The organism is Flavobacterium sp. GNP008 (genome assembly GCF_056428965.1).
The window spans coordinates 853,920-873,400 of sequence record NZ_JBWJVL010000001.1 but is presented as its reverse complement, the minus strand read 5'-3'; the positions used below and the strand labels follow the sequence as shown (position 1 = coordinate 873,400).

The 19,481-nt window shown below is 35.2% G+C and carries 18 protein-coding genes; 10 read left to right on the top strand and 8 right to left on the bottom strand.

Annotated elements, in window-relative coordinates; all coding sequences use genetic code 11:
* The gene (locus AC0608_RS03930) at nt 1-948 is read right to left on the bottom strand and encodes an HU domain-containing protein (RefSeq protein ID WP_478288186.1); all 948 of its coding nucleotides are present in this window, start codon (nt 946-948) and stop codon (nt 1-3) included.
* 102 nt (nt 949-1,050) lie between these two features.
* Between AC0608_RS03930 and dprA the strand changes: the two genes are divergently transcribed.
* Nucleotides 1,051-2,151, top strand: a complete 1,101-nt coding sequence (gene dprA, locus AC0608_RS03925; protein ID WP_478288185.1) for a DNA-processing protein DprA — start codon at nt 1,051-1,053, stop codon at nt 2,149-2,151.
* 99 nt (nt 2,152-2,250) lie between these two features.
* Here dprA and trpS read toward each other — a convergent pair whose 3' ends face one another.
* A complete protein-coding gene (gene trpS / locus AC0608_RS03920) occupies nt 2,251-3,228 on the bottom strand; it encodes a tryptophan--tRNA ligase (protein WP_478288184.1) in 978 nt (325 codons plus the stop codon).
* Between the two features lie 262 nt (nt 3,229-3,490).
* On the opposite strand from trpS, the gene AC0608_RS03915 reads away from it, so the two are divergent.
* The gene (locus AC0608_RS03915) at nt 3,491-4,252 is read left to right on the top strand and encodes a lysophospholipid acyltransferase family protein (RefSeq protein ID WP_478288183.1); all 762 of its coding nucleotides are present in this window, start codon (nt 3,491-3,493) and stop codon (nt 4,250-4,252) included.
* Here the strand turns inward: AC0608_RS03915 and AC0608_RS03910 are convergent.
* The 5 genes from AC0608_RS03910 to AC0608_RS03890 form a co-directional block, all read right to left on the bottom strand.
* Complete coding sequence (locus AC0608_RS03910) at nt 4,236-5,672, bottom strand: hypothetical protein (protein WP_478288182.1); 1,437 nt, start codon at nt 5,670-5,672, stop codon at nt 4,236-4,238. The genes AC0608_RS03915 and AC0608_RS03910 overlap by 17 nt on opposite strands.
* A complete protein-coding gene (locus AC0608_RS03905; RefSeq protein WP_417959403.1) occupies nt 5,669-6,211 on the bottom strand; it encodes an RNA polymerase sigma factor in 543 nt (180 codons plus the stop codon). The genes AC0608_RS03910 and AC0608_RS03905 overlap by 4 nt, the downstream gene beginning before the upstream one ends.
* A gap of 15 nt (nt 6,212-6,226) precedes the next feature.
* Nucleotides 6,227-6,637 (bottom strand): hypothetical protein, encoded by a 411-nt coding sequence (locus AC0608_RS03900; protein ID WP_478288181.1) that lies wholly within the window; start codon nt 6,635-6,637, stop codon nt 6,227-6,229.
* A gap of 228 nt (nt 6,638-6,865) precedes the next feature.
* Complete coding sequence (locus tag AC0608_RS03895) at nt 6,866-7,276, bottom strand: hypothetical protein (RefSeq protein ID WP_478288180.1); 411 nt, start codon at nt 7,274-7,276, stop codon at nt 6,866-6,868.
* 137 nt (nt 7,277-7,413) lie between these two features.
* Complete coding sequence (locus tag AC0608_RS03890; protein ID WP_417989695.1) at nt 7,414-7,746, bottom strand: single-stranded DNA-binding protein; 333 nt, start codon at nt 7,744-7,746, stop codon at nt 7,414-7,416.
* 180 nt (nt 7,747-7,926) lie between these two features.
* Here AC0608_RS03890 and AC0608_RS03885 point away from each other — a divergent pair, with 180 nt between their 5' ends.
* From AC0608_RS03885 to AC0608_RS03865, 5 genes are all read left to right on the top strand, one after another.
* Complete coding sequence (locus tag AC0608_RS03885; protein WP_417959001.1) at nt 7,927-9,456, top strand: GNAT family N-acetyltransferase; 1,530 nt, start codon at nt 7,927-7,929, stop codon at nt 9,454-9,456.
* Entirely contained in the window at nt 9,453-9,803 is a 351-nt protein-coding gene (locus AC0608_RS03880) for a hypothetical protein (RefSeq protein WP_417959000.1), read from the top strand. The genes AC0608_RS03885 and AC0608_RS03880 overlap by 4 nt, the downstream gene beginning before the upstream one ends.
* Before the next feature lie 101 nt (nt 9,804-9,904).
* On the top strand, nt 9,905-12,223 hold the full coding sequence (locus tag AC0608_RS03875) for a M28 family peptidase (protein ID WP_478288508.1): 2,319 nt from the start codon (nt 9,905-9,907) through the stop codon (nt 12,221-12,223).
* Between the two features lie 12 nt (nt 12,224-12,235).
* Nucleotides 12,236-13,039 carry an SDR family oxidoreductase gene (locus AC0608_RS03870; protein WP_478288179.1) on the top strand — a complete coding sequence of 268 codons (804 nt, stop codon included), beginning with the start codon at nt 12,236-12,238 and terminating at the stop codon, nt 13,037-13,039.
* Nucleotide 13,040: 1 nt separating this feature from the next.
* Complete coding sequence (locus AC0608_RS03865) at nt 13,041-13,979, top strand: DMT family transporter (protein ID WP_417958998.1); 939 nt, start codon at nt 13,041-13,043, stop codon at nt 13,977-13,979.
* Between the two features lie 50 nt (nt 13,980-14,029).
* Here AC0608_RS03865 and AC0608_RS03860 read toward each other — a convergent pair whose 3' ends face one another.
* The gene (locus tag AC0608_RS03860) at nt 14,030-16,093 is read right to left on the bottom strand and encodes a M13 family metallopeptidase (protein WP_478288178.1); all 2,064 of its coding nucleotides are present in this window, start codon (nt 16,091-16,093) and stop codon (nt 14,030-14,032) included.
* 230 nt (nt 16,094-16,323) lie between these two features.
* Here AC0608_RS03860 and AC0608_RS03855 point away from each other — a divergent pair, with 230 nt between their 5' ends.
* The 3 genes from AC0608_RS03855 to feoB all read left to right on the top strand — a co-directional run bounded on the left by AC0608_RS03855 (nt 16,324) and on the right by feoB (nt 19,476).
* Nucleotides 16,324-16,989 carry an SCO family protein gene (locus AC0608_RS03855; RefSeq protein WP_478288177.1) on the top strand — a complete coding sequence of 222 codons (666 nt, stop codon included), beginning with the start codon at nt 16,324-16,326 and terminating at the stop codon, nt 16,987-16,989.
* A gap of 148 nt (nt 16,990-17,137) precedes the next feature.
* On the top strand, nt 17,138-17,380 hold the full coding sequence (locus AC0608_RS03850; RefSeq protein ID WP_417958995.1) for a FeoA family protein: 243 nt from the start codon (nt 17,138-17,140) through the stop codon (nt 17,378-17,380).
* A complete protein-coding gene (feoB, locus tag AC0608_RS03845) occupies nt 17,374-19,476 on the top strand; it encodes a ferrous iron transport protein B (protein ID WP_417958994.1) in 2,103 nt (700 codons plus the stop codon). Before AC0608_RS03850 ends, feoB begins: the two co-directional genes overlap by 7 nt.
* Nucleotides 19,477-19,481 lie beyond the last annotated feature (5 nt).

Here is a 19,481-nt window from a genome sequence, read left to right as displayed (position 1 = left end):
TTATAGTGATTGAATCAATATCCAAGCCTCTGGATTGTGCTTTTCATTGATTTCTTTTTTTGCTTTTTCTGCTTCAGCAAATGTGGCGTAACTACCATACAAAACCGGAAAATAACCGTTTTTGTTAGGAGCAATACGTTTGGCATCATATCCTAAGCGATTTAAAATTCGCAACGTTTTGTTGGCATTTTTTTCTTCTCTATAGACTCCAGCCATAATGTGATACGGCATTTTTGTTTCGGTAGTCGATTTTACAGAAAGTGTAACAGCCGGAACTGGACTTTCGATGAAGAAAGTGGCTTGCTGAATTTTATTTTGAACTTGTTTTTGAACAGCAGTTTCAACAAGAATCGTTTCTGAGGCGATTTGGTTTTGATACATTGGATAACCCACACTTCCTGCAAGTCCTAATCCTAATACAAAAATAGCAGCGTATTTTAAATACGGATTTGCTGTTTTGGTTTGTTCAGGAACCATTGTGATGGTTGCTTTTTCTTCAATTGCTTCTACTTCTTTTTCGAAAATTGCTCTTTTTACAAGTGGTGAAACAAAAGGGGCCAACCCAAAAGAACTGGTTAAATAATTCGTTTGATCGTAAGGCGTGAAAACGATATTGTGATCCGCGTTCAAACGAAGGTCCCCAACATTTTTAATAGAAAAAAGTTGGTTTTCTTCTAATGCTTTTTTCCAATTAAAAACTTCATATTGAATGGCGCTTACGGCATATTCGTAAGACGTTTTCTCTGCTAAAGCAATATGATTGGCTAGTAAACCATCATTGTTTTTCAAATTAGCATTGAAAGCAATCATTTTTTTGGGTGGAGAAAATGAATTTGTACTTTCGTTTAGTTTAGCCGATTGAATTTCGGTCAAAAAAGCTCCAAAACCAGGAACGGTAACACATTGATAACGGTATAAAAGCTGCGCGATGTATAGTTCGATTTTCATACTTACAAAGTTATACAACCAAAATAGTTATCAAAATTTTATTCACAATTTTTATTAACAATCCGCATAAAAATTTATACATTTCACTCTCAAATAATTAGCATGAAAGAGCAGGATTTATTTTATTTATTGGCATTGCAAAGAATAGAAGGAGTTGGTGACATAATGGCCAAAAAATTGCTTACCCATTTTGGAACTGCAGAAGCGGTTTTTAACACAAAAGCTTCGCAACTCGCTGCTATTGATGGAGTAGGATCTGTTTTGATGAAAAATTTAAAAGATAAATCCGTTTTCGAAAAAGCAACTCAGGAACTTGAGTTTATAAAAGCGAATGAAATCAACGCGGTTTATTTTCAGGATGAAGATTATCCGGAACGGTTGAAACATTGTATTGACGGACCACTTTTATTATTCACTTCTGGAAATATTAATTTAAAAAACAGAAGAATAATCAGTATTGTAGGAACGCGCCAAATTACCTCGTACGGAACTGAATTTTGTAGAAAATTGATCGAAGATCTGGCTCCGTTGGACCCTATAATTGTCAGTGGTTTTGCCTATGGCGTCGATATTGTCGCACACCAACTGGCAATGGAACATAATTTACAGACTATAGGTGTGGTGGCGCATGGTTTGAACCAAATTTACCCGAAAATCCATAAAAAATATGTTGCCAAAGTGGAGCAGAACGGTGGTTTCATGACCGAGTTTTGGAGTTCCTCCAATCCGGATAAAGAAAATTTCGTTCGAAGAAACCGCATTGTTGCAGGAATGTCTGAAGCCACCATCGTAATTGAATCAGCGGATAGAGGCGGATCGTTAATCACGGCAAATATGGCTAATGATTACAACCGTGATGTTTTTGCGGTTCCGGGACGAGTTACGGATAAGTTTAGCCAGGGTTGCAACAACCTGATAAAAACCCAAAAAGCAAATGTCTTGACGAGTGCTGCCGATTTGATTTATATTTTGAATTGGGATATTCAGAAGGAATCCAAACCCATACAGAAACAACTCTTTGTTTCTCTCGATGAAGACGAACAAAAAGTATACGATTACCTGTTAAAAACTGGAAAAGAACTGATGGATATTATTGCTTTGCGCTGTGATTTTCCTATTTATAAAATCTCAGGAATGCTATTGAATATGGAATTGAAAGGCGTGATTCGACCCTTGCCGGGGAAATTATTTGAGGCGATTTAGCAATTAAATGAAAAGAAAGAACCGCAGATTCACAGATTTTAAATAATCTATGAATCTGCGGTCAATCATTTTATAAACTTAAGAATTGAAATCAAAGTTTTAATTAACCTCAAATCCTAATTTTTCTCTCACTCTTGCCAGAACGCCATTGGCAACAGCCGAAGCTTTTTGAGCACCAATCTTCAATAAAGCATCTATTTCGGGAAGATTGTCCATGTAGTAATTGTATTTTTCTCTTTCGGTTTTGAAGGTTTCTGTGATCAATTCAAACAAGGCTTGTTTGGCGTGACCGTAGCCATAATTTCCACCAAGGTAATTAGCAGTCATTGTGGCAATTTGTTCTTCATTTGCTAATAAAGAATAAATAGCAAAAGCATTACATGTTTCTGGATTTTTTGGGTCTTCCAGCGGTGTGCTATCGGTTTCAATACCCATCACTTGTTTGCGTAGCGCTTTGTCATCCAGAAATATATTGATAATATTATTGGCTGATTTACTCATTTTTCCCCCGTTGGTTCCTGGAATCAACATGCTGTCTTCCTGAATTTTTGCTTCAGGAATCACAAACGTTTCTCCCATTTGGTGGTTAAATCGGGAGGCTACATCACGCGTGATTTCAAGGTGTTGCAATTGGTCTTTTCCTACCGGGACAAGCTGGGCATCGTATAATAAAATATCGGCAGCCATCAACATTGGATAGGAGAACAAACCGGCGTTTACATCTTCTAGTCTATCGGATTTGTCTTTGAAGGAATGTGCTAATGTCAAACGTTGAAAAGGGAAAAAACAACTCAAATACCACGATAATTCCGCTGTTTGTGGCACATCCGATTGCCTGTAGAAAACTACTTTGTCCACATTCAAACCACAAGCAAGCCAAGCTGCTGCAGTACTGTAGGTATTAGTTCTTAAGGTTTCACCGTTTTTTATTTGTGTTATCGAGTGTAAATCGGCAATGAAAAGAAAGGATTCGTTTTCCGGTTTATTTGATAACGCGATCGCTGGAATGATTGCGCCAAGTAAGTTGCCTAAATGAGGTGTTCCGGTACTTTGAACGCCTGTAAGTATTTTTGCCATTATGATTTTTTCTGAAGCGCAAAGTTCGCAAAGTTTTTTATTTTTTACCGCAAATTCGCAAATTATAAAAATTAACTTGTTCGAAGTTGGATTAGCAAAATTTTATTTTAGCCATATCAGTCATTTATATTAATAAAACGGTGATGATTAAAAGAATGGGGTATAATTGCGTGGTAGTATAAAAATGCAGATGACATATATATTGAAAAACACAAGAATGTTTTTTGAGCATCATAACGTCTGATTTCTTAATTTTGAACTCATGAGAGGATTAAAAATTATTTTTTGGGCGCTATGGCGCGTATGGTTTTATATTTTGATGACTATTCCCATAGTGGTGATGTTTCCTTTTTTGATCTTGTCTATTTTGACGGAAAGCGGCTATCCTTATTTTTTTAAGATGGCGCGTATTTGGGCAAAATTTATTCTTTTCGGGATGGGGTTCTATTATAAAATAGACAAAAGTCAAGATATGGAATACCAAAAAAGTTATATGATTGTTGCCAATCATACTTCCATGGCCGATATTATGCTGATGCTAGCCTTAACTAAAAATCCGTTTGTTTTTGTGGGTAAAAAAGAGCTTTCAAAAATTCCGTTGTTTGGTTTTTTTTATAAAAGAACCTGTATTTTGGTGGATAGGAATTGTTCTAAAAGTAAAATGGAAGTCTTTAATCGAGCCCAGAAAAGAATCAATCAAGGATTGAGTATCTGTATTTTTCCTGAAGGTGGCGTTCCAGATGATGAATCAATTTTATTAGACACGTTTAAGGATGGTGCTTTCCGTTTGGCCATAGAGCATGAAATTCCTATTGTTCCGATCACTTTTGCCGATAATAAGAAGAGATTTCCATATACTTTTTTCAGCGGTAGCCCTGGAATTATGCGCGTAAAAATGCATTCTCACATAGAAACATTGGGAAAAACGGGTGTTCATCGAAAAGAAATTCGGGAAGAAGTTCGCGGGATAATATACAATCAGTTAATAGCGTACGATTCAATCCCCATTAAAAGCTATAGCTAATGCCAGAATACAAACCAATAAACAGAGGTTTAAAATCACCCGAGTTGTTTGAAAATGTATTCAATTGATATTTAACCATTGGTTCAAAATTAATTTGGAATGATTTCATGATTTGGTATTTGAATCCTAAACCTACATTCGTGCTAAAATGAATTTGATTCAAATTTCTTGCTTCGCCTAATTTTAGATTAGTTTCATCTGAAACTAATGATATTTTGTTTTGGTTGAGAAACAAAGTACTTACTCCGCCAATAATATTAATCCCTAATTTACTGTCCAAAACGGTATAGGAAAGTTCTAACGGCACTTCATAATACCCCATTTTTTGATTTAATGCACCCGTATTTGTTTTTTGCAGGTCTTTTTCTAAAGACGTTAATACATTTAAAGCGGCCTCATTTTTAATCTCAATCAAAGCATTAGTGGTATAGTTAATGTTTGCCAGGTTATTATTCGCTAAGCCTGTTGAATAAATAACGTTATTTGTATTGTATCCGATCGAGAGCTTATTAATCCCGGAGCGTATGGCTATTTTTTTAGACATGGCATAATTGACTCCAATCCCAAAACTTAAACTGTTATCAGCTGATTTCTGGTTTTCGGAGAATTGTGTATCAATAGGAGATCCTCCCGAATTTGAGTTTAGATACACAGCTCCGATATTTGGCGTAATTTGCCACTTATTTTTTTGATTAAGAACTAAAATTTGTTTTTCGGAAGCTTTATTTTTTAGAATTTCCTCTAATTCATTGGGCGTTTCGGTACTAGTCGAAATTTGGTTGTTAGGCTCTACCTGGGCAATTAGAGTACTTTCATTTTCTTTAAAAGTACTTTTTTCTACAACTTGACCCTGAATATTCTTAAACGGATGGGATGTTGTCGTGCTATTTTTTTCGGGGATAGCCATGTGAGATTGGTGGACTTTATTGTTTGATTTTTGTTTTATCGAAGGATGATTTTTTTGTAAATAAACAATAGGATTAGTTGCAGTAGTCTCTTTGTTCGAATTGATTTCAGATTCGTTAGCGGTTGTGAATTCTTTCCCATTTTTTTCGCCTGTATTAACTTTGTTTACGAGGAATGGAGCTCCTTTTTCAATTTTCAAGGAATTGATCTTTTTCTCTGTATTATTAAGAATAGAATCGTTATTTCGAGAAGGTTTTTTCAACATTTTTGGTTCTAAAACTATGCTATTCTCCTTGCAGGTATTGGTGTTCAAAAGAGTATTCAACGCAAATACACCCAGAAGAAAGGCTGCTGCAATTCCTGGGAATTTTATCCAGAACGGAATCGTTCTTCGTTCTTTTTTCTTTTTTTTCAATTTGGTTTGAATATTGATCCAAACTTGCTCATTTGGATCCATTTCAAAATCTTTGAATTGCTCTTGAAAAAAGCGGTCGATATTTTTTTTGTCGTTCATTTTGCCGATGACTTTGTTTTAATTCTGGAATAAACTTCGATTTTTTCTTTCAAAATCAATCTTGCTCTAGCAAGATTAGATTTTGTTGTTCCGGTGGTGATTTTGAGCATTTCTGCTACTTCTTTATGGGAATATCCGTCTAGTACGTAGAGGCTGAAAACGAATCGATATTGATCTGGTAATTCCTGAATAATCTGCATTAAAAAGGCAATAGATATGTGCTCGTCGTCAATTTCAATTTCTTCATCAGCAATAGTATCATCTAAAACCTCCATAAACCGAACCTCTCTAAACTTTTGCAGGGCATTGTTGATTAGTATTCTCTTTGCCCAGCCCTCAAAAGAGCCTTTGAAATTGAACTGTTTTATTTTTTCGAAAATTATCAAAAAACCATCTTGTAAGTTGTCTTCTGCATCGGCATAATTGCTGGAATATTTTAAACAAACACCAAATAATTTTTTAGAAAAAATTTGATATACTTGCTGCTGAGCTTTTGGGCAGTTTTTTTTACAATCAATAATTAATTGGTCCAAGCCCACAATTTCATTCAAGAATTAATTAGTAACGGGAACTTCTACTTCCTCAAAAATATTAGCTCCATTAGCATCTTCTCCCTTATAAAATTTAAAAATATACGAACCGGTGTTTGTTACGTAAAAGTTGAACGAAACCGCAATAGGTTCCGTAGTCAATGGTTTGCATTCGGCATTTTCCAAAACGCCCGTTTGAATTCCAATGGTCCTGATATTTAATTCCTTGCTGTAATATATGCCTTGGAAATAATGGCAGTCGGAAGGTTTTTTGTACTTCAACTTTATCTCATAGGTTTGTCCCAAAGTAAATGTTTGGGGTAATATATAACTGTCTATAGGAAGTACTTCATAACTGTAATTTGATTGATCATCATCCATACTGCAAGACATCAGTATCAATAAAAACAGGGTAAGTAAAATAATTTTTTTCATCTTCTATTGTTTAAAAGTTAATAAACACCATCGAGAAATATTCTTAAGACGGTTTCTTCTTAAGATGATTTTTTTATAAAAAGGTTGCGTCAACAAGGATTCTTTTTTTAATTAAATTAGTTAGTGTACTAAACTACTCTTTTTTGGCTTTAGAGTATTCATAAAATCAATAGTATATCCTTTTAGAAAACAAGAAGCTGTCGTTTGAGACAGCTTCTTATTGAAATTTTAGCTTGCGGAGCTTACAACGATCGTTTGTGTTATAAATTCAGTAGCCGATTTCTTAAATTTAAAAAGATATGTTCCAGCCGCTGTTGCTTTAAATTTGTAGGTAGTGATTTTAGACACAGGTATAGTACCACAATCAACTCCTTCTAGTTTTGTTTCTACTTCAATAACTTTTGTGTTATCAGTAGCTGTTTCAATAAATTTATTAAAAACGCTACACTTATTTTCAACATCAAAAGTAACACTTAAGACCAGTTCTTGATTTACAGTTCCAGTTGTTGGTCCGGTTACGGCACTAACAAAGGACTTTTTGGTTATAACTCCTTGTTGGTCATCATCATTACTGCAGGAAGCAAATCCTGATGCTACTACTAATACTAAAGCAATCACTTGTAATTTAATTTTTTTCATCTCTTTAAAAGTTATTAAGTTATTAATTTTATAAAAGATGGTTTAAAGTTAAAAAGGTTGCTTCGGGAGAATCTTTTTTTATTTAATAGAAATCATAATTAGCATTTTTTCCAGAATATCTGACCTGTATTGTATTATTATTTTCCCAAAAGGAGTACATCGTTTACCACGACTTCAGTCACATAGCGTTTTTCGCCATTTTTATCCTCATAGCTTCGATGAGCCAATTTACCTTCAATCGCAATTTCTTTTCCTTTGGCAACATATTTTTCTATAATATCAGCGGTTTTACCCCAAGCGATGAGTTTGTGCCATTGTGTCTCTTCTATCTTTTCTCCTTTGTCGTTTTTGTAGCTTTCGTTAGTAGCTAAAGTGAAATTGGCTAATTTTTTTCCTCCGTCAAAAGTTTTGATTTCCGGATCATTCCCAACGTGTCCAATTAACTGAACTTTGTTTCTTAATGTGCTCATGGCGTATATTATTTATAGGTTAGTGTATGTTGTGTTGAATTGGTGTTTCAAATCAACAGGGCAAAGATGCGATGACTTAAAAAAAGTATTCGGTTGGTAACTATTTACTTTCGGTTGTAACTATTTGTAAGCGTTTGTAAATGGAAAAATTTAATTATATTTGATTAAAATCAAATTCTTATGCAAGCCAAAATAAACAAAGTAGAATTACGAAATTTGAAATTTGAAGACTACAAAGAACTGAAAAAATCAATGGTAGAATCGTATCCAGAGATGGTAGGCTCTTACTGGAGAGAACATCATATTGAAAAACTATTAAGTATTTTTCCTGAAGGACAGTTAGTGATCCTAGTAGATGGAAAAGTGGTAGGTTCTGCACTATCATTGCGAGTGGACGAAAGTTTAGTCGATAAAAACCACAATTATTCTCAAATAACCGGTGGATATACTTTTTCGACTCACAACCCTCTAGGAGATGTCTTATATGGTATTGATATTTTCATTCACCCAAGTTATAGAGGATTGCGTCTAGGAAGACGATTGTATGACGCCCGAAAGGAGTTGTGCGAACAATTGAATTTGAAAGCAATTGTTTTTGCAGGAAGAATTCCTAATTATGGACAGCATGCTAAGAAACTCACCCCCAAAAATTACATTGAGAAAGTAAAAAGAAAAGAATTACACGATCCGGTACTTTCTTTTCAGTTGAGTAATGATTTTCATGTAATCCGAATAATGAAAAATTATCTTGAAGGTGATGCCGATTCTAAAGAATTTGCTGTTTTACTGGAATGGAATAATATTTATTATGATGAAAGCCCAAAATTAATCAATCTCGAGAAAAGTGTCATCCGATTGGGATTGGTTCAATGGCAGATGCGTCAATTGAATAATCTGGAAGCGCTATTCGAACAGTGTGAGTTTTTTATAGACGTAGTTTCTGGTTATGCCAGTGATTTTGCACTATTTCCAGAATTATTCACAGCACCACTAATGGCTGATTACAATCATTTATCAGAAGCCGAAGCCATTCGGGAATTGGCCAAACACTCTGAACCCATTCGGAAACGTTTTCAAGAATTTGCTATTTCCTACAACATCAACATCATTACAGGAAGCATGCCTTATTTAGAAAATGGGACTCTTTACAATGTAGGTTTTCTTTGTAAAAGAGATGGTACATCAGAGATGTATGCTAAAATTCATGTGACACCAAATGAAGTTCAGCACTGGGGAATGACCGGGGGATCACAAATCAAGACTTTTGATACGGATTGCGGAAAAATAGGCATCATGATATGTTATGATGTAGAATTTCCAGAATTATCCAGATTAATGGCTGATGAAGGAATGAATATTTTATTTGTACCGTTCTTGACGGATACCCAAAACGCGTATACCAGAGTCAAACATTGTGCTCAAGCAAGAGCTATTGAAAACGAATGTTATGTTGCTATAGCAGGATGTGTTGGGAATCTCCCAAAGGTGAACAACATGGATATTCAATATGCGCAATCCGCGGTGTTTACACCTTCTGATTTTGCGTTTCCTAGTAATGGGATTAAAGCCGAAGCGACTCCAAATACGGAGATGACGCTTATCGTTGATGTGGATCTAAATTTATTGAAAGAACTTCACGAACACGGAAGTGTACGCATCCTCAAAGATCGGAGAACAGATTTGTATGACATTAAAAAAATCAATCCATGAATAAAACCTGTTTAGAATGTGGAGAGAAAATTGTAGGCCGAGAGGATAAAAAATTCTGTAGTGATGGTTGCCGCAATGCTTATAACAATAAAATAAACAAAGACAGCACTAATTTTATGCGCAACATCAACAATAAGTTGCGCAAGAATTACCGTATTTTATCCGAGCTGAATGTGGAAGGAAAATCAAAAACTACTCGGGCAAAACTGCTTAGTAAAGGTTTTGATTTTGAATTTTTCACGAATATTTTACAAACTAAAACAGGAAATACCTACTATTTCTTATACGACCAAGGCTATATGCTTTTGGATACTGATTTTTACATGCTTGTCAAAAAAGATATTTAAATACCACAACCCCTATCTACTTACCTACCATGAAAAAAGATTATTCCTCTATTTTTGCCAGTTTATTTATCCTAGGAATTCTGGGATTGATTTACTTTACAATGATGCCACATTGGACTTCAGATGAAGCAGGTTCTCTTTCTGAATTTTCAACTAAAAGAGCTTTGTCGCAAGTGAAAGCCATTTCGAAACAACCGCATTATGTAGGTTCAAAAGAACACGCAGTGGTTGCTGATTATCTCGTAAAAGAGTTAAATAAATTAGGATTAGAAACATCTATTCAGGAGGGATACACCTTAAGTGATTGGGGAAATTTAGTACACTCAAAAAATATATTGGCTCGCATAAAAGGAACTTCTAGCGCTAAAGCTTTGTTGTTGCTTTCCCATTACGATAGCGCACCACATTCCTACTCTAAAGGGGCAAGCGATGCTGGTTCTGGTGTGGCTACGATCCTAGAGAGTGTCCGTGCTTTTATATACTCTAAAACCCCTCATAAAAATGACATTATCATTCTTTTTTCTGATGCGGAAGAATTAGGATTAAATGGTGCAGCATTATTTGTAACCAAACACCATTGGGCAAAAGAAATTGGTTTGGTGCTTAATTTTGAAGCCCGAGGTTCCTCAGGCCCAAGTTATATGTTAATGGAAACGAACACTGGAAATGCAGGATTGGTAAGAGAGTTTGCTGCCGCAAATGTGACTTTTCCAGTTTCAAATTCCTTGATGTACAGCATTTATAAAATGTTACCCAATGACACTGATTTAACTGTTTTCAGAGAACACGGCAATGTTCAGGGATATAATTTTGCTTTTATCGATGACCATTTTAATTATCACACGGCCCAAGATGATATTAATCATTTAAACAAAAATACCTTAGCACATCAAGGGACATACTTAATGCCATTATTGAAATATTTTTCGAATGCTGACTTGAAGATTACGCAAGCGAGCGAAGATTATGTCTATTTTACCATTCCGTATACTTTCATAAGCTATCCTTTTAGTTGGGTTTTGCCCATGGTAGTACTGGCATTAGGGTTGTTTATTGGGCTCATATTCTTGGGAAGAGCCAAGCGTATTTTATCATCCCGAGAAATAGGAAAAGGATTTATTCCGTTTTTAGGATCCTTTATCAGTACGGGATTAATTACTTTTTTTGGTTGGAAGCTTATGCTAATCATCTATCCTCAATACAATGATTTACTCAACGGATTTACGTACAATGGGCACGCGTATATAGCAGCATTTGTGCTACTGGCCTTGGCAATAACGCTAGGGTTTTACCACCGTTTTTCTGCTAGTAAGGTTACGATGAATCATTATGTAGCCCCACTATTTATTTGGATTGTGATAAATGGAGCACTTGCTTTTAGTTTGCCTGGAGCTGGATTCCTGATTATTCCAGTATATTTTGGACTATTTCTGTTTGCGGCATTTATCATAACTCAAAAATACCGCAAAATACTAAGTCTTGCTTTTAGTATTCCGGCTTTAATAATTATAGCGCCTTTCATTCAAATGTTTCCTGTAGGGTTAGGGTTAAAAGTATTGTTTGCAAGTGCAATGCTTACTGTTTTGACCTTTGGATTATTGTTGCCTGTTTTTGGAACTTTCGCCAAAAAAGGAATCTGGGCTGTAGTGTTTTTTGTGCTTGCCATTGGCTTTATTGCCAAAGCACATTCTGAATCGGGGTACGAATATGGTAAAGCTAAATCAAACAGCTTGCTCTACATCTACGATGCTGATACAAACCAAGCCCATTGGGTTACCTACGACACCAATCTTGATTCCTGGACCAAAGGCTATTTAGGTGAAAACCCTAAAGAAGCATTAGCGTTGAATGAAACCCCTTTGTTTAGCAAGTACAATTCAGGATTCAAGTATTTGGCTAAGGCTCCTAAAAAAGACATTATAAAACCTAATGTCGTATTTCTGGAAGACCGGGTGGTAGGAAATGAAAGGTATTTGAAAATAAGAATTTCTCCTAATCGAAACGTAAATCGGTATGATATCTTTGCCAATGAAAAAATGGCGATTCATAATTTCAAAGCAAATGGTGTGACCACATTAGGCCAGAAAAACTCATTATACCAACGAAAAGGAAAGAAAATATTGAGTTATTATGTAGTTGATAATGCACCTCTAGAAATGCAGTTTAGCGTAAATTCCTCAACAGTTTTAGATATGGAACTAATGGAAAGCTCTTTTGATTTAATGACGAATCCTTTATTTGAAATAACAAAAAGAGAAAACTGGATGATGCCAACGCCTTTTGTTTTGAATGATGCTGTGGTAATCAAGCAAAAAATAAAGCCAACTCAGGTAGAAATAGGGCCCTCAGATAGCAGTATGGAAAATCCCATTGTAAAAGATACTTTAACAATTACGAAGAACAGTTTGAAAGCAAAATAATTTAAAAATAATATGACAAAAATTAGTATTCTGGGTTGTGGTTGGTTGGGCTTGCCTTTGGCGAAAGCCTTATTAAAAAATGATTATTTAGTAAATGGGTCGACAACGTCAGAAGGTAAATTAGCGGTACTGGAAAATGCAGGAATTAAGCCTTTTTTAATTGTACTTTCAGAAAATAAAACTATTGGGGAATTAAGTGAATTGCTAAAAAACTCTGAAACTTTAATCATTGATGTTCCACCCAAACTTCGTGGTTCAGGGGCAGAGAATTTTGTTTCAAAAATTAGAAATATAATTCCGATTATAGAAAATTCGTCTGTAAAAAAAGTACTTTTCATCAGTTCATCTTCTGTTTATGGAGATACGGATACTCTTGTTTCCGAAGAAACACCTCCAAAACCGGATACGGAAAGCGGGAAACAACTACTAGAGACCGAGCAGCTTTTGCAAAGCGCTGTAAATTTCCAAACTACAATATTGCGTTTTGGGGGCTTAATTGGCGAAGACCGGCATCCGATACATTTTCTTGCGGGTCGTGAGAATTTAGATAATCCTGATGCACCCATAAATTTAATTCATCAGGAAGATTGTATAGGTATAATTTTAAAGATAATAGAATTGAATATTTGGAATGAAACTTTCAATGCGGTGACTCCCTGTTATCCTTCCCGAGAAATGTATTACACACAAAAGGCTGAAGATTTAAATTTAGCGTTACCAAAATTTACTCATGAAAATTCTTCTGTAGGAAAAACAATTTTAAGTACTAAAATAAAAACCGTTTTAAATTATACTTTTACCAAACCAAATTTATAACGTGAGAACTAAAATTAAGAATGCTGTTTCGTCTAAGATCAATGCCATCGGATTGCCTATTTTGGCCTTGTGCTGGGTCAGTTTTTTTTGGGGAACAACTTGGATCGCTTCAAAAGAAGGTGTAAAACACATGCCCGCATTACAGCTGGTTGCCATTAGACAATTTCTGGGAGGATTGCTGTATATTTCTTTTTTTCTATTTAAAAAAGCACCTTGGCCAAAAGGAAAACAATGGAAAACGATTGTTATTTTGAGTATTTTGAACTTTATGTTGAGCAATGCGTTAAGTACTTGGGGCGTTAAGTACATTAGCAGCGGACTAGGTGCTATAATTGGAGCAATTGTTCCTTTATGGATTGTTATTATTACTTTTTTTAGAGGAGAGCGTTTGTCCAGCATATCGGTTGTAGGCTTGATCGTAAGTTTTAGTGGAGTGTGTGTTATTTTTTACGACCACTTGAGTGATTTTTTAATCCCAAATTTTAGATTTGGAATCATAATTTCTATAGTTTCTACTTTAACATGGGCTTTTGGAACGTTGTATACTAAGAAAAAAGCAGCAACTTTTAATCCGTATTTTAGTTTAGGACTACAAATGTTTTTGTCCAGTATATTGCTTTTTGCCTATACAGGCGCAACTGGAACTTCTGTTAGTTTAAGTGCTATTCCCGCGATGTCGTGGTGGTCTATTGGTTATTTGGTTGTTTTTGGTTCGATTCTTACCTTCATTGCTTTTATTTATGCACTTCAAAATCTTCCAGCTGAAATTAGTAGTGTTTATTCTTATATCAATCCGATTGTTGCGGTACTACTGGGCGCCCTGATTTTTGGTGAACCGCTTAATGCTGCTATTGCAATAGGAGGTGGGGTTACTTTATTTGGCTTGTATATGGTCAATTATTCCCTGAGGCGAACGCGTAAAAACACTATAAAACAATAAATCCCATTCGATTTAACGAATGGGATCTATTTTAATTTTTAAACAACTGTTTACCAAATTCGAACTCTTTTTTCAGGGGTAATATACATTCCGTCATTTGCTTGAATATCGAAGGCTTTATAGAACGTATCAATATTTTGCAAAGGAACATACGCGCGGTACATACCTGGAGAATGTGGGTCTGTTTTTACTTGATTTTTCAAGGCTTCATCTCGCATTTTTGAACGCCAGATAGTTGACCAAGAAATAAAGAAACGTTGTTCCGGAGTGTATCCGTCAATCAATCCTGGGTTTCCGTTTTCTTTCAAGTACAATTGCAAACCATCATAAGCAGCATTTACGCCACCTAAATCTCCAATGTTTTCACCCAACGTGAATTTACCATCAACAAAAGTTCCTGGAATAGGTTGCAAAGCGCTGTATTGAGCGGCAAGCGCACCTGTTAAAGCAGAGAATTGTTTCAAATCTTCGGCTGTCCACCAGTCTACTAAGTTTCCATCAGCATTGTAACGGGAACCTGAATCATCAAAACCATGTGAAATTTCGTGACCAATAACGCCACCGATTCCACCATAATTTACTGCTTCGTCCGCTTGATAATTGTAGAACGGCGGTTGTAAAATTGCTGCTGGGAATACGATTTCATTATTAGATGGATTGTAATACGCATTTACCGTTTGTGGAGACATTCCCCATTTTTCTTTATCAACTGGTTTGTTTAATTCGGCTATATTTTCATTGAAACGCCATTGCGACATGCTTTTAGCGTTTTCAAAATAAGTTCCGCCTTCTTTTGGACTTTTAATCGTCAAGGCTGAATAATCTTTCCATTTATCCGGATACCCTATTTTAATTCTAGATTTATGCAATTTGGCAAGGGCACTCACCTTAGTTTCTGCCGACATCCATGATAAGTTATTGATTCTGTTTTCGAAAGCAATAAATATATTTTTGATCATTTTCTCTGCTTTAGCCTTGGCTTCAGCGGGAAATTTTTTCTCAACATATAATTTTCCTAATGCTTCTCCAACCGTTCCATTAATAGTTTGAAGTGCTCTTTCGTCACGAGGTCTTTGACTTACGGCACCCGTTAACGTTCTTCCGTAGAACTCCCAGTTTGCGTTTTCAATTTCTGTCGATAATTGGCTTGAAGCACTATTCAACAAACTCCAGCGCATGTAAGCTTTCCAATCTTCTACTTTGTTTTCTTTAAAAATAGTTTCTAGCGCCGTCATGTATTTTGGTTGTGATACGATTACGGTATCTACTTTAGCCAATCCAATTTTTGTAAAATAAGCATTCCAGTTAATTGAGGGAGTTAATTTGCTCAAATCAGCTAATGTCATTGGATTGTATGACTTACGACGGTCTCTGCGTTCTACTCGGTCTAATCTTGGTTTAGACATGGCAATTTCAAGAGCCAGAATTTTCTCGGCATTTATTTTAGCAATTGCGGGTTTATCCCCTAAGTATTGCAGCATTTTGGCCACGTGTAAAACATATTTAGCACGTTTTTCTTTTGAATCGGCATCCTCAGAAACATAATAATCTCTGTCTGGTAAACCAACGCCACCGGGACCTAAATTAATGACGTTCCTGCTGCTGTTCTTTGCATCAGTTCCTACACCAGCACCTATAAAACCAATGCCACCAACAGGTTCCATTTCGATTAATAATGCTTCTAAATCTTTGGTATTTTTAACCGCGTCTATTTTTTTTAAATACGGTTTCAAAGGGGCTATACCTAGCTTGTTTCTACCAACAGTATCAAGAATAGATTGGTATAAATTAATCGCTTTACCTTGATCAGTATTCGATTTGTAATTGGGATTTGTAGTCGCTTCTTTAAGAATGGCTAAAGCATCTGCATCTGTCTTTTGACGCAATTCATCAAAACTACCCCAACGGGTTCGATCACTTGGAATTTCTGTATTGTCCAACCAGGTTCCATTTACATAGCGAAAGAAATCATTACTTGGTTTAACGTCCTTATCCATGTAATTCACATTGATTCCCGGTTCTTTAGCTGCCGGAGCATTCTGAGCTTGACTCACCGCAAAACCCATAATTGCAGGAATCACAAAAAGCAATTGCTTATTGCAAGTTTTTTTCATTTTTTTTAGTTTTTTAGTTATGTTAACAAAGCTATTAATAAATAATTTGATTTTTAGTTAAAATCTATTAATTACCAATAGATTTTTATTAGACCACTAAATATTTAAAAGGTTTAATTACGGGAGGCATTAATTTGATCTCTTTTTTGAAGGAATACTTCTGAGATAAGATTGTGTTAATTTGAATTAAAAACAAATCCCGTTTCGTATTTTTGTATCAAAATAGCATCATGTTAGAGTTTTTCAAAAAATACCGACTCTTTTTAGGAGTTTTCATTGTACTTTCAGCAATTATATTATCCTTGTTTTATTCGGCTTTAAAGCCAAAAAAAACACTTCCCATTTACAATCCTGCAGATGTAAATCCGGAATTAGTAGACAGCACCATTCAATACAAAAGCAAGTACCACACAATAGCTGATTTTTCGTTTGTCAACCAAGACGGGAAAATTATCACGCAAAAAGACTATGAAGGAAAGATATATGTTGCTGATTTTTTCTTTACTACTTGCGGTTCCATTTGTCCAAAAATGACAACCAATTTATCGGGTATTCAAAAAGTCTTCATCAATAATCCTAAGGTAAAGTTATTATCCCATACTGTTTTTCCAGAAACCGACAGTGTTCCCGTATTGAAGGCTTATGCCAATAAACACCATGTTGATGCCAATAAGTGGAATTTAGTTACAGGAGATAAAAAAGAAATTTACGCAATGGCCAGGAAATCCTATTTGGCTGTCAAAATGGGGAAACCAAGCGAACTGTACGATATGGTGCACACCGAAAATTTTGTGTTGGTTGACACTAAAAAGAGAGTTCGTGGTTTTTATGATGGCACTAATAAAGAAGACATGAAACGATTAATAGACGATATTACTTTCCTGAGCAATGAATAAGTCGCTTTCAAAAGGACATTTTTTAGCTTTATATTCTGTTTAAACACAACTGCTTGTTTTAAGTAATAATAGTATAAATGTAATGGTTATGATTTTTGTTTGTTTTAAAATGTGTATTTTTGCAATCTTAATTCAATCTAAATAAGATTTGCAAACAACGATACATTCTCTAAAAAAAGGCGAAAAAGCGATCATAAAAGACTTTGACATCGATACGGTTCCCTTAAAATTATTGGAAATGGGTTGCTTGCCCGGTAACTTGGTAGAATTGCTTCAAGTAGCTCCATTTGGAGATCCTTTATATTTAAACATCAATGGTTCACATGTTGCAATTCGGGTGGAAACTGCAAAAGAAATTGAAGTCGACATCCTTAAAACCAACTTATGGTAAGCAAGCAAAACATAAATGTCGCTTTAATTGGGAATCCTAATACAGGAAAAACTTCTGTTTTTAACCAGTTGACAGGTTTGAATCAGCAAGTGGGAAATTACCCTGGAATTACAGTGGAGAAAAAGATAGGTTTTTGCAAATTACCGAATAATGTAAAAGCCAATATTCTGGATTTGCCAGGCACCTATAGCCTCAATGCAAGCTCTATTGATGAAAATGTAGTCATAGAATTGTTGCTCAATAAAAACGATAAATTGTATCCGGACGTAGCACTTGTTGTGACGGATGTTGAAAATCTAAAACGAAATTTACTTCTTTTTACTCAAATAAAAGATCTTGAAATCCCTACAATCCTTGTGATTAACATGGCGGATAGAATGAAATTTAAAGGGATTACGCTAGACATTCCCTATCTTGAAGAACATTTAAAAACCAAAATTGCGTTGATCAGCTCCAGAAAAGGATATGGAATTGATGAATTGAAAAAGTTAATTGTAAGGTATCGCACGATTTCAAGTGAACCCTGCTTGAATGCTTCGATAATTGATACCGACTATTTCAATAGTTTGCGTAAAGCATTTCCCAATCAATTGCTCTATAAATTATGGCTGGTAATCACACAAGATGTAAATTTCTTAAATTTAGATCGAAATGAAATCCGAAGTTCTTTTACTAAAACGCATTCGGATTTAAAGCGTTTGCAGCAAAAAGAAACAATAAAACGGTATCAATTCATTAATGATGTTTTGAAAATAGGATTGAAAGTAGACGAGACAGTCGCTAAAGATTTTCGCAGCAAACTGGATCGCGTACTCACCCATAAAATTCTGGGGTATGTTATTTTCTTTTTAATTTTATTTGTTATTTTCCAATCTATTTTTGAATGGTCTAAAATACCAATGGATTTTATTGACACTTCATTTGCAGCATTGAGTTCATTTGCAGCTGAACAATTACCTGCTGGAGTTTTGACTAATCTAATATCGCAAGGAATTATTCCGGGGATAGGAGGAATATTGATATTCATCCCACAAATTGCTTTTCTATTTATGTTTATTTCAATTCTGGAAGAAAGTGGCTATATGAGTCGGGTAGTCTTCTTAATGGATAAAATCATGCGAAAGTTTGGTTTGTCTGGTAAAAGCGTAGTTCCACTGATTTCAGGTACAGCCTGTGCCATTCCAGCAATTATGGCTACTCGAAATATCGAAAACTGGAAAGAACGATTGATCACTATTCTGGTAACTCCATTCACCACCTGCTCCGCACGACTTCCTGTTTATGCTATCATTATTGCATTGGTAATTCCGGATACTCGGGTTTTTGGATTTCTAAACATGCAAGGAATGACTTTGATGTTGTTGTATCTTCTGGGTTTCGGGATGGCTATATTTTCAGCCTATATTTTGAATAAAATCTTAAAAATAAAAGGGAAAACCTATTTTGTAGTAGAAATGCCCAATTATAAATTACCGCTTTTCAAGAACGTAGGTATCAATGTTATTGAGAAAACAAAAGCTTTTATTTTTGGTGCTGGAAAAATTATATTGGCAATATCTATTGTTTTATGGTTTTTGGCATCATACGGTCCTGGTGAAAAATTTAACAATGCCAAAACAATTGTTACTGAAAACACCAAGCAAAATCCGTTATCAAAAGTGGAATTTGAAAATGCAGTGGCTTCTCAAAAATTAGAAAATTCGTATATTGGTATTATGGGAAAAACCATAGAGCCAGCTATTTCTCCTTTGGGCTACGACTGGAAAATAGGAATAGCTATAATTAGTTCCTTTGCTGCAAGAGAGGTATTCGTAGGCACATTGGCCACGATTTATAGTGTTGGCGGTAGTGATAACGAAACTACAATCAAAAATAAAATGGCTGCTGAAATCAACCCAGTAACTGGAGAAAAAATATTTAATTTTGCCTCCGGAATATCGTTGCTTTTGTTTTATGCTTTTGCTATGCAGTGCGCCAGTACACTAGCAGTTACAAAAAAAGAAACCAATTCTTGGAAATGGCCAGCTGGACAACTGATATTTATGTCTGGATTTGCTTATGTAGTTGCTTTAATTACCTATCAAATTCTCAAATAATAGAG

Coding starts and splice junctions, on each gene's coding strand:
- AC0608_RS03930 (WP_478288186.1), bottom strand. CDS start 948: ATGAAAATCGAACTATACATCGCGCAGCTTTTATACCGTTATCAATGT.
- dprA (WP_478288185.1), top strand. CDS start 1,051: ATGAAAGAGCAGGATTTATTTTATTTATTGGCATTGCAAAGAATAGAA.
- trpS (WP_478288184.1), bottom strand. CDS start 3,228: ATGGCAAAAATACTTACAGGCGTTCAAAGTACCGGAACACCTCATTTA.
- AC0608_RS03915 (WP_478288183.1), top strand. CDS start 3,491: ATGAGAGGATTAAAAATTATTTTTTGGGCGCTATGGCGCGTATGGTTT.
- AC0608_RS03910 (WP_478288182.1), bottom strand. CDS start 5,672: ATGAACGACAAAAAAAATATCGACCGCTTTTTTCAAGAGCAATTCAAA.
- AC0608_RS03900 (WP_478288181.1), bottom strand. CDS start 6,637: ATGAAAAAAATTATTTTACTTACCCTGTTTTTATTGATACTGATGTCT.
- AC0608_RS03895 (WP_478288180.1), bottom strand. CDS start 7,276: ATGAAAAAAATTAAATTACAAGTGATTGCTTTAGTATTAGTAGTAGCA.
- AC0608_RS03890 (WP_417989695.1), bottom strand. CDS start 7,746: ATGAGCACATTAAGAAACAAAGTTCAGTTAATTGGACACGTTGGGAAT.
- AC0608_RS03885 (WP_417959001.1), top strand. CDS start 7,927: ATGCAAGCCAAAATAAACAAAGTAGAATTACGAAATTTGAAATTTGAA.
- AC0608_RS03880 (WP_417959000.1), top strand. CDS start 9,453: ATGAATAAAACCTGTTTAGAATGTGGAGAGAAAATTGTAGGCCGAGAG.
- AC0608_RS03875 (WP_478288508.1), top strand. CDS start 9,905: ATGATGCCACATTGGACTTCAGATGAAGCAGGTTCTCTTTCTGAATTT.
- AC0608_RS03870 (WP_478288179.1), top strand. CDS start 12,236: ATGACAAAAATTAGTATTCTGGGTTGTGGTTGGTTGGGCTTGCCTTTG.
- AC0608_RS03860 (WP_478288178.1), bottom strand. CDS start 16,093: ATGAAAAAAACTTGCAATAAGCAATTGCTTTTTGTGATTCCTGCAATT.
- AC0608_RS03855 (WP_478288177.1), top strand. CDS start 16,324: ATGTTAGAGTTTTTCAAAAAATACCGACTCTTTTTAGGAGTTTTCATT.
- feoB (WP_417958994.1), top strand. CDS start 17,374: ATGGTAAGCAAGCAAAACATAAATGTCGCTTTAATTGGGAATCCTAAT.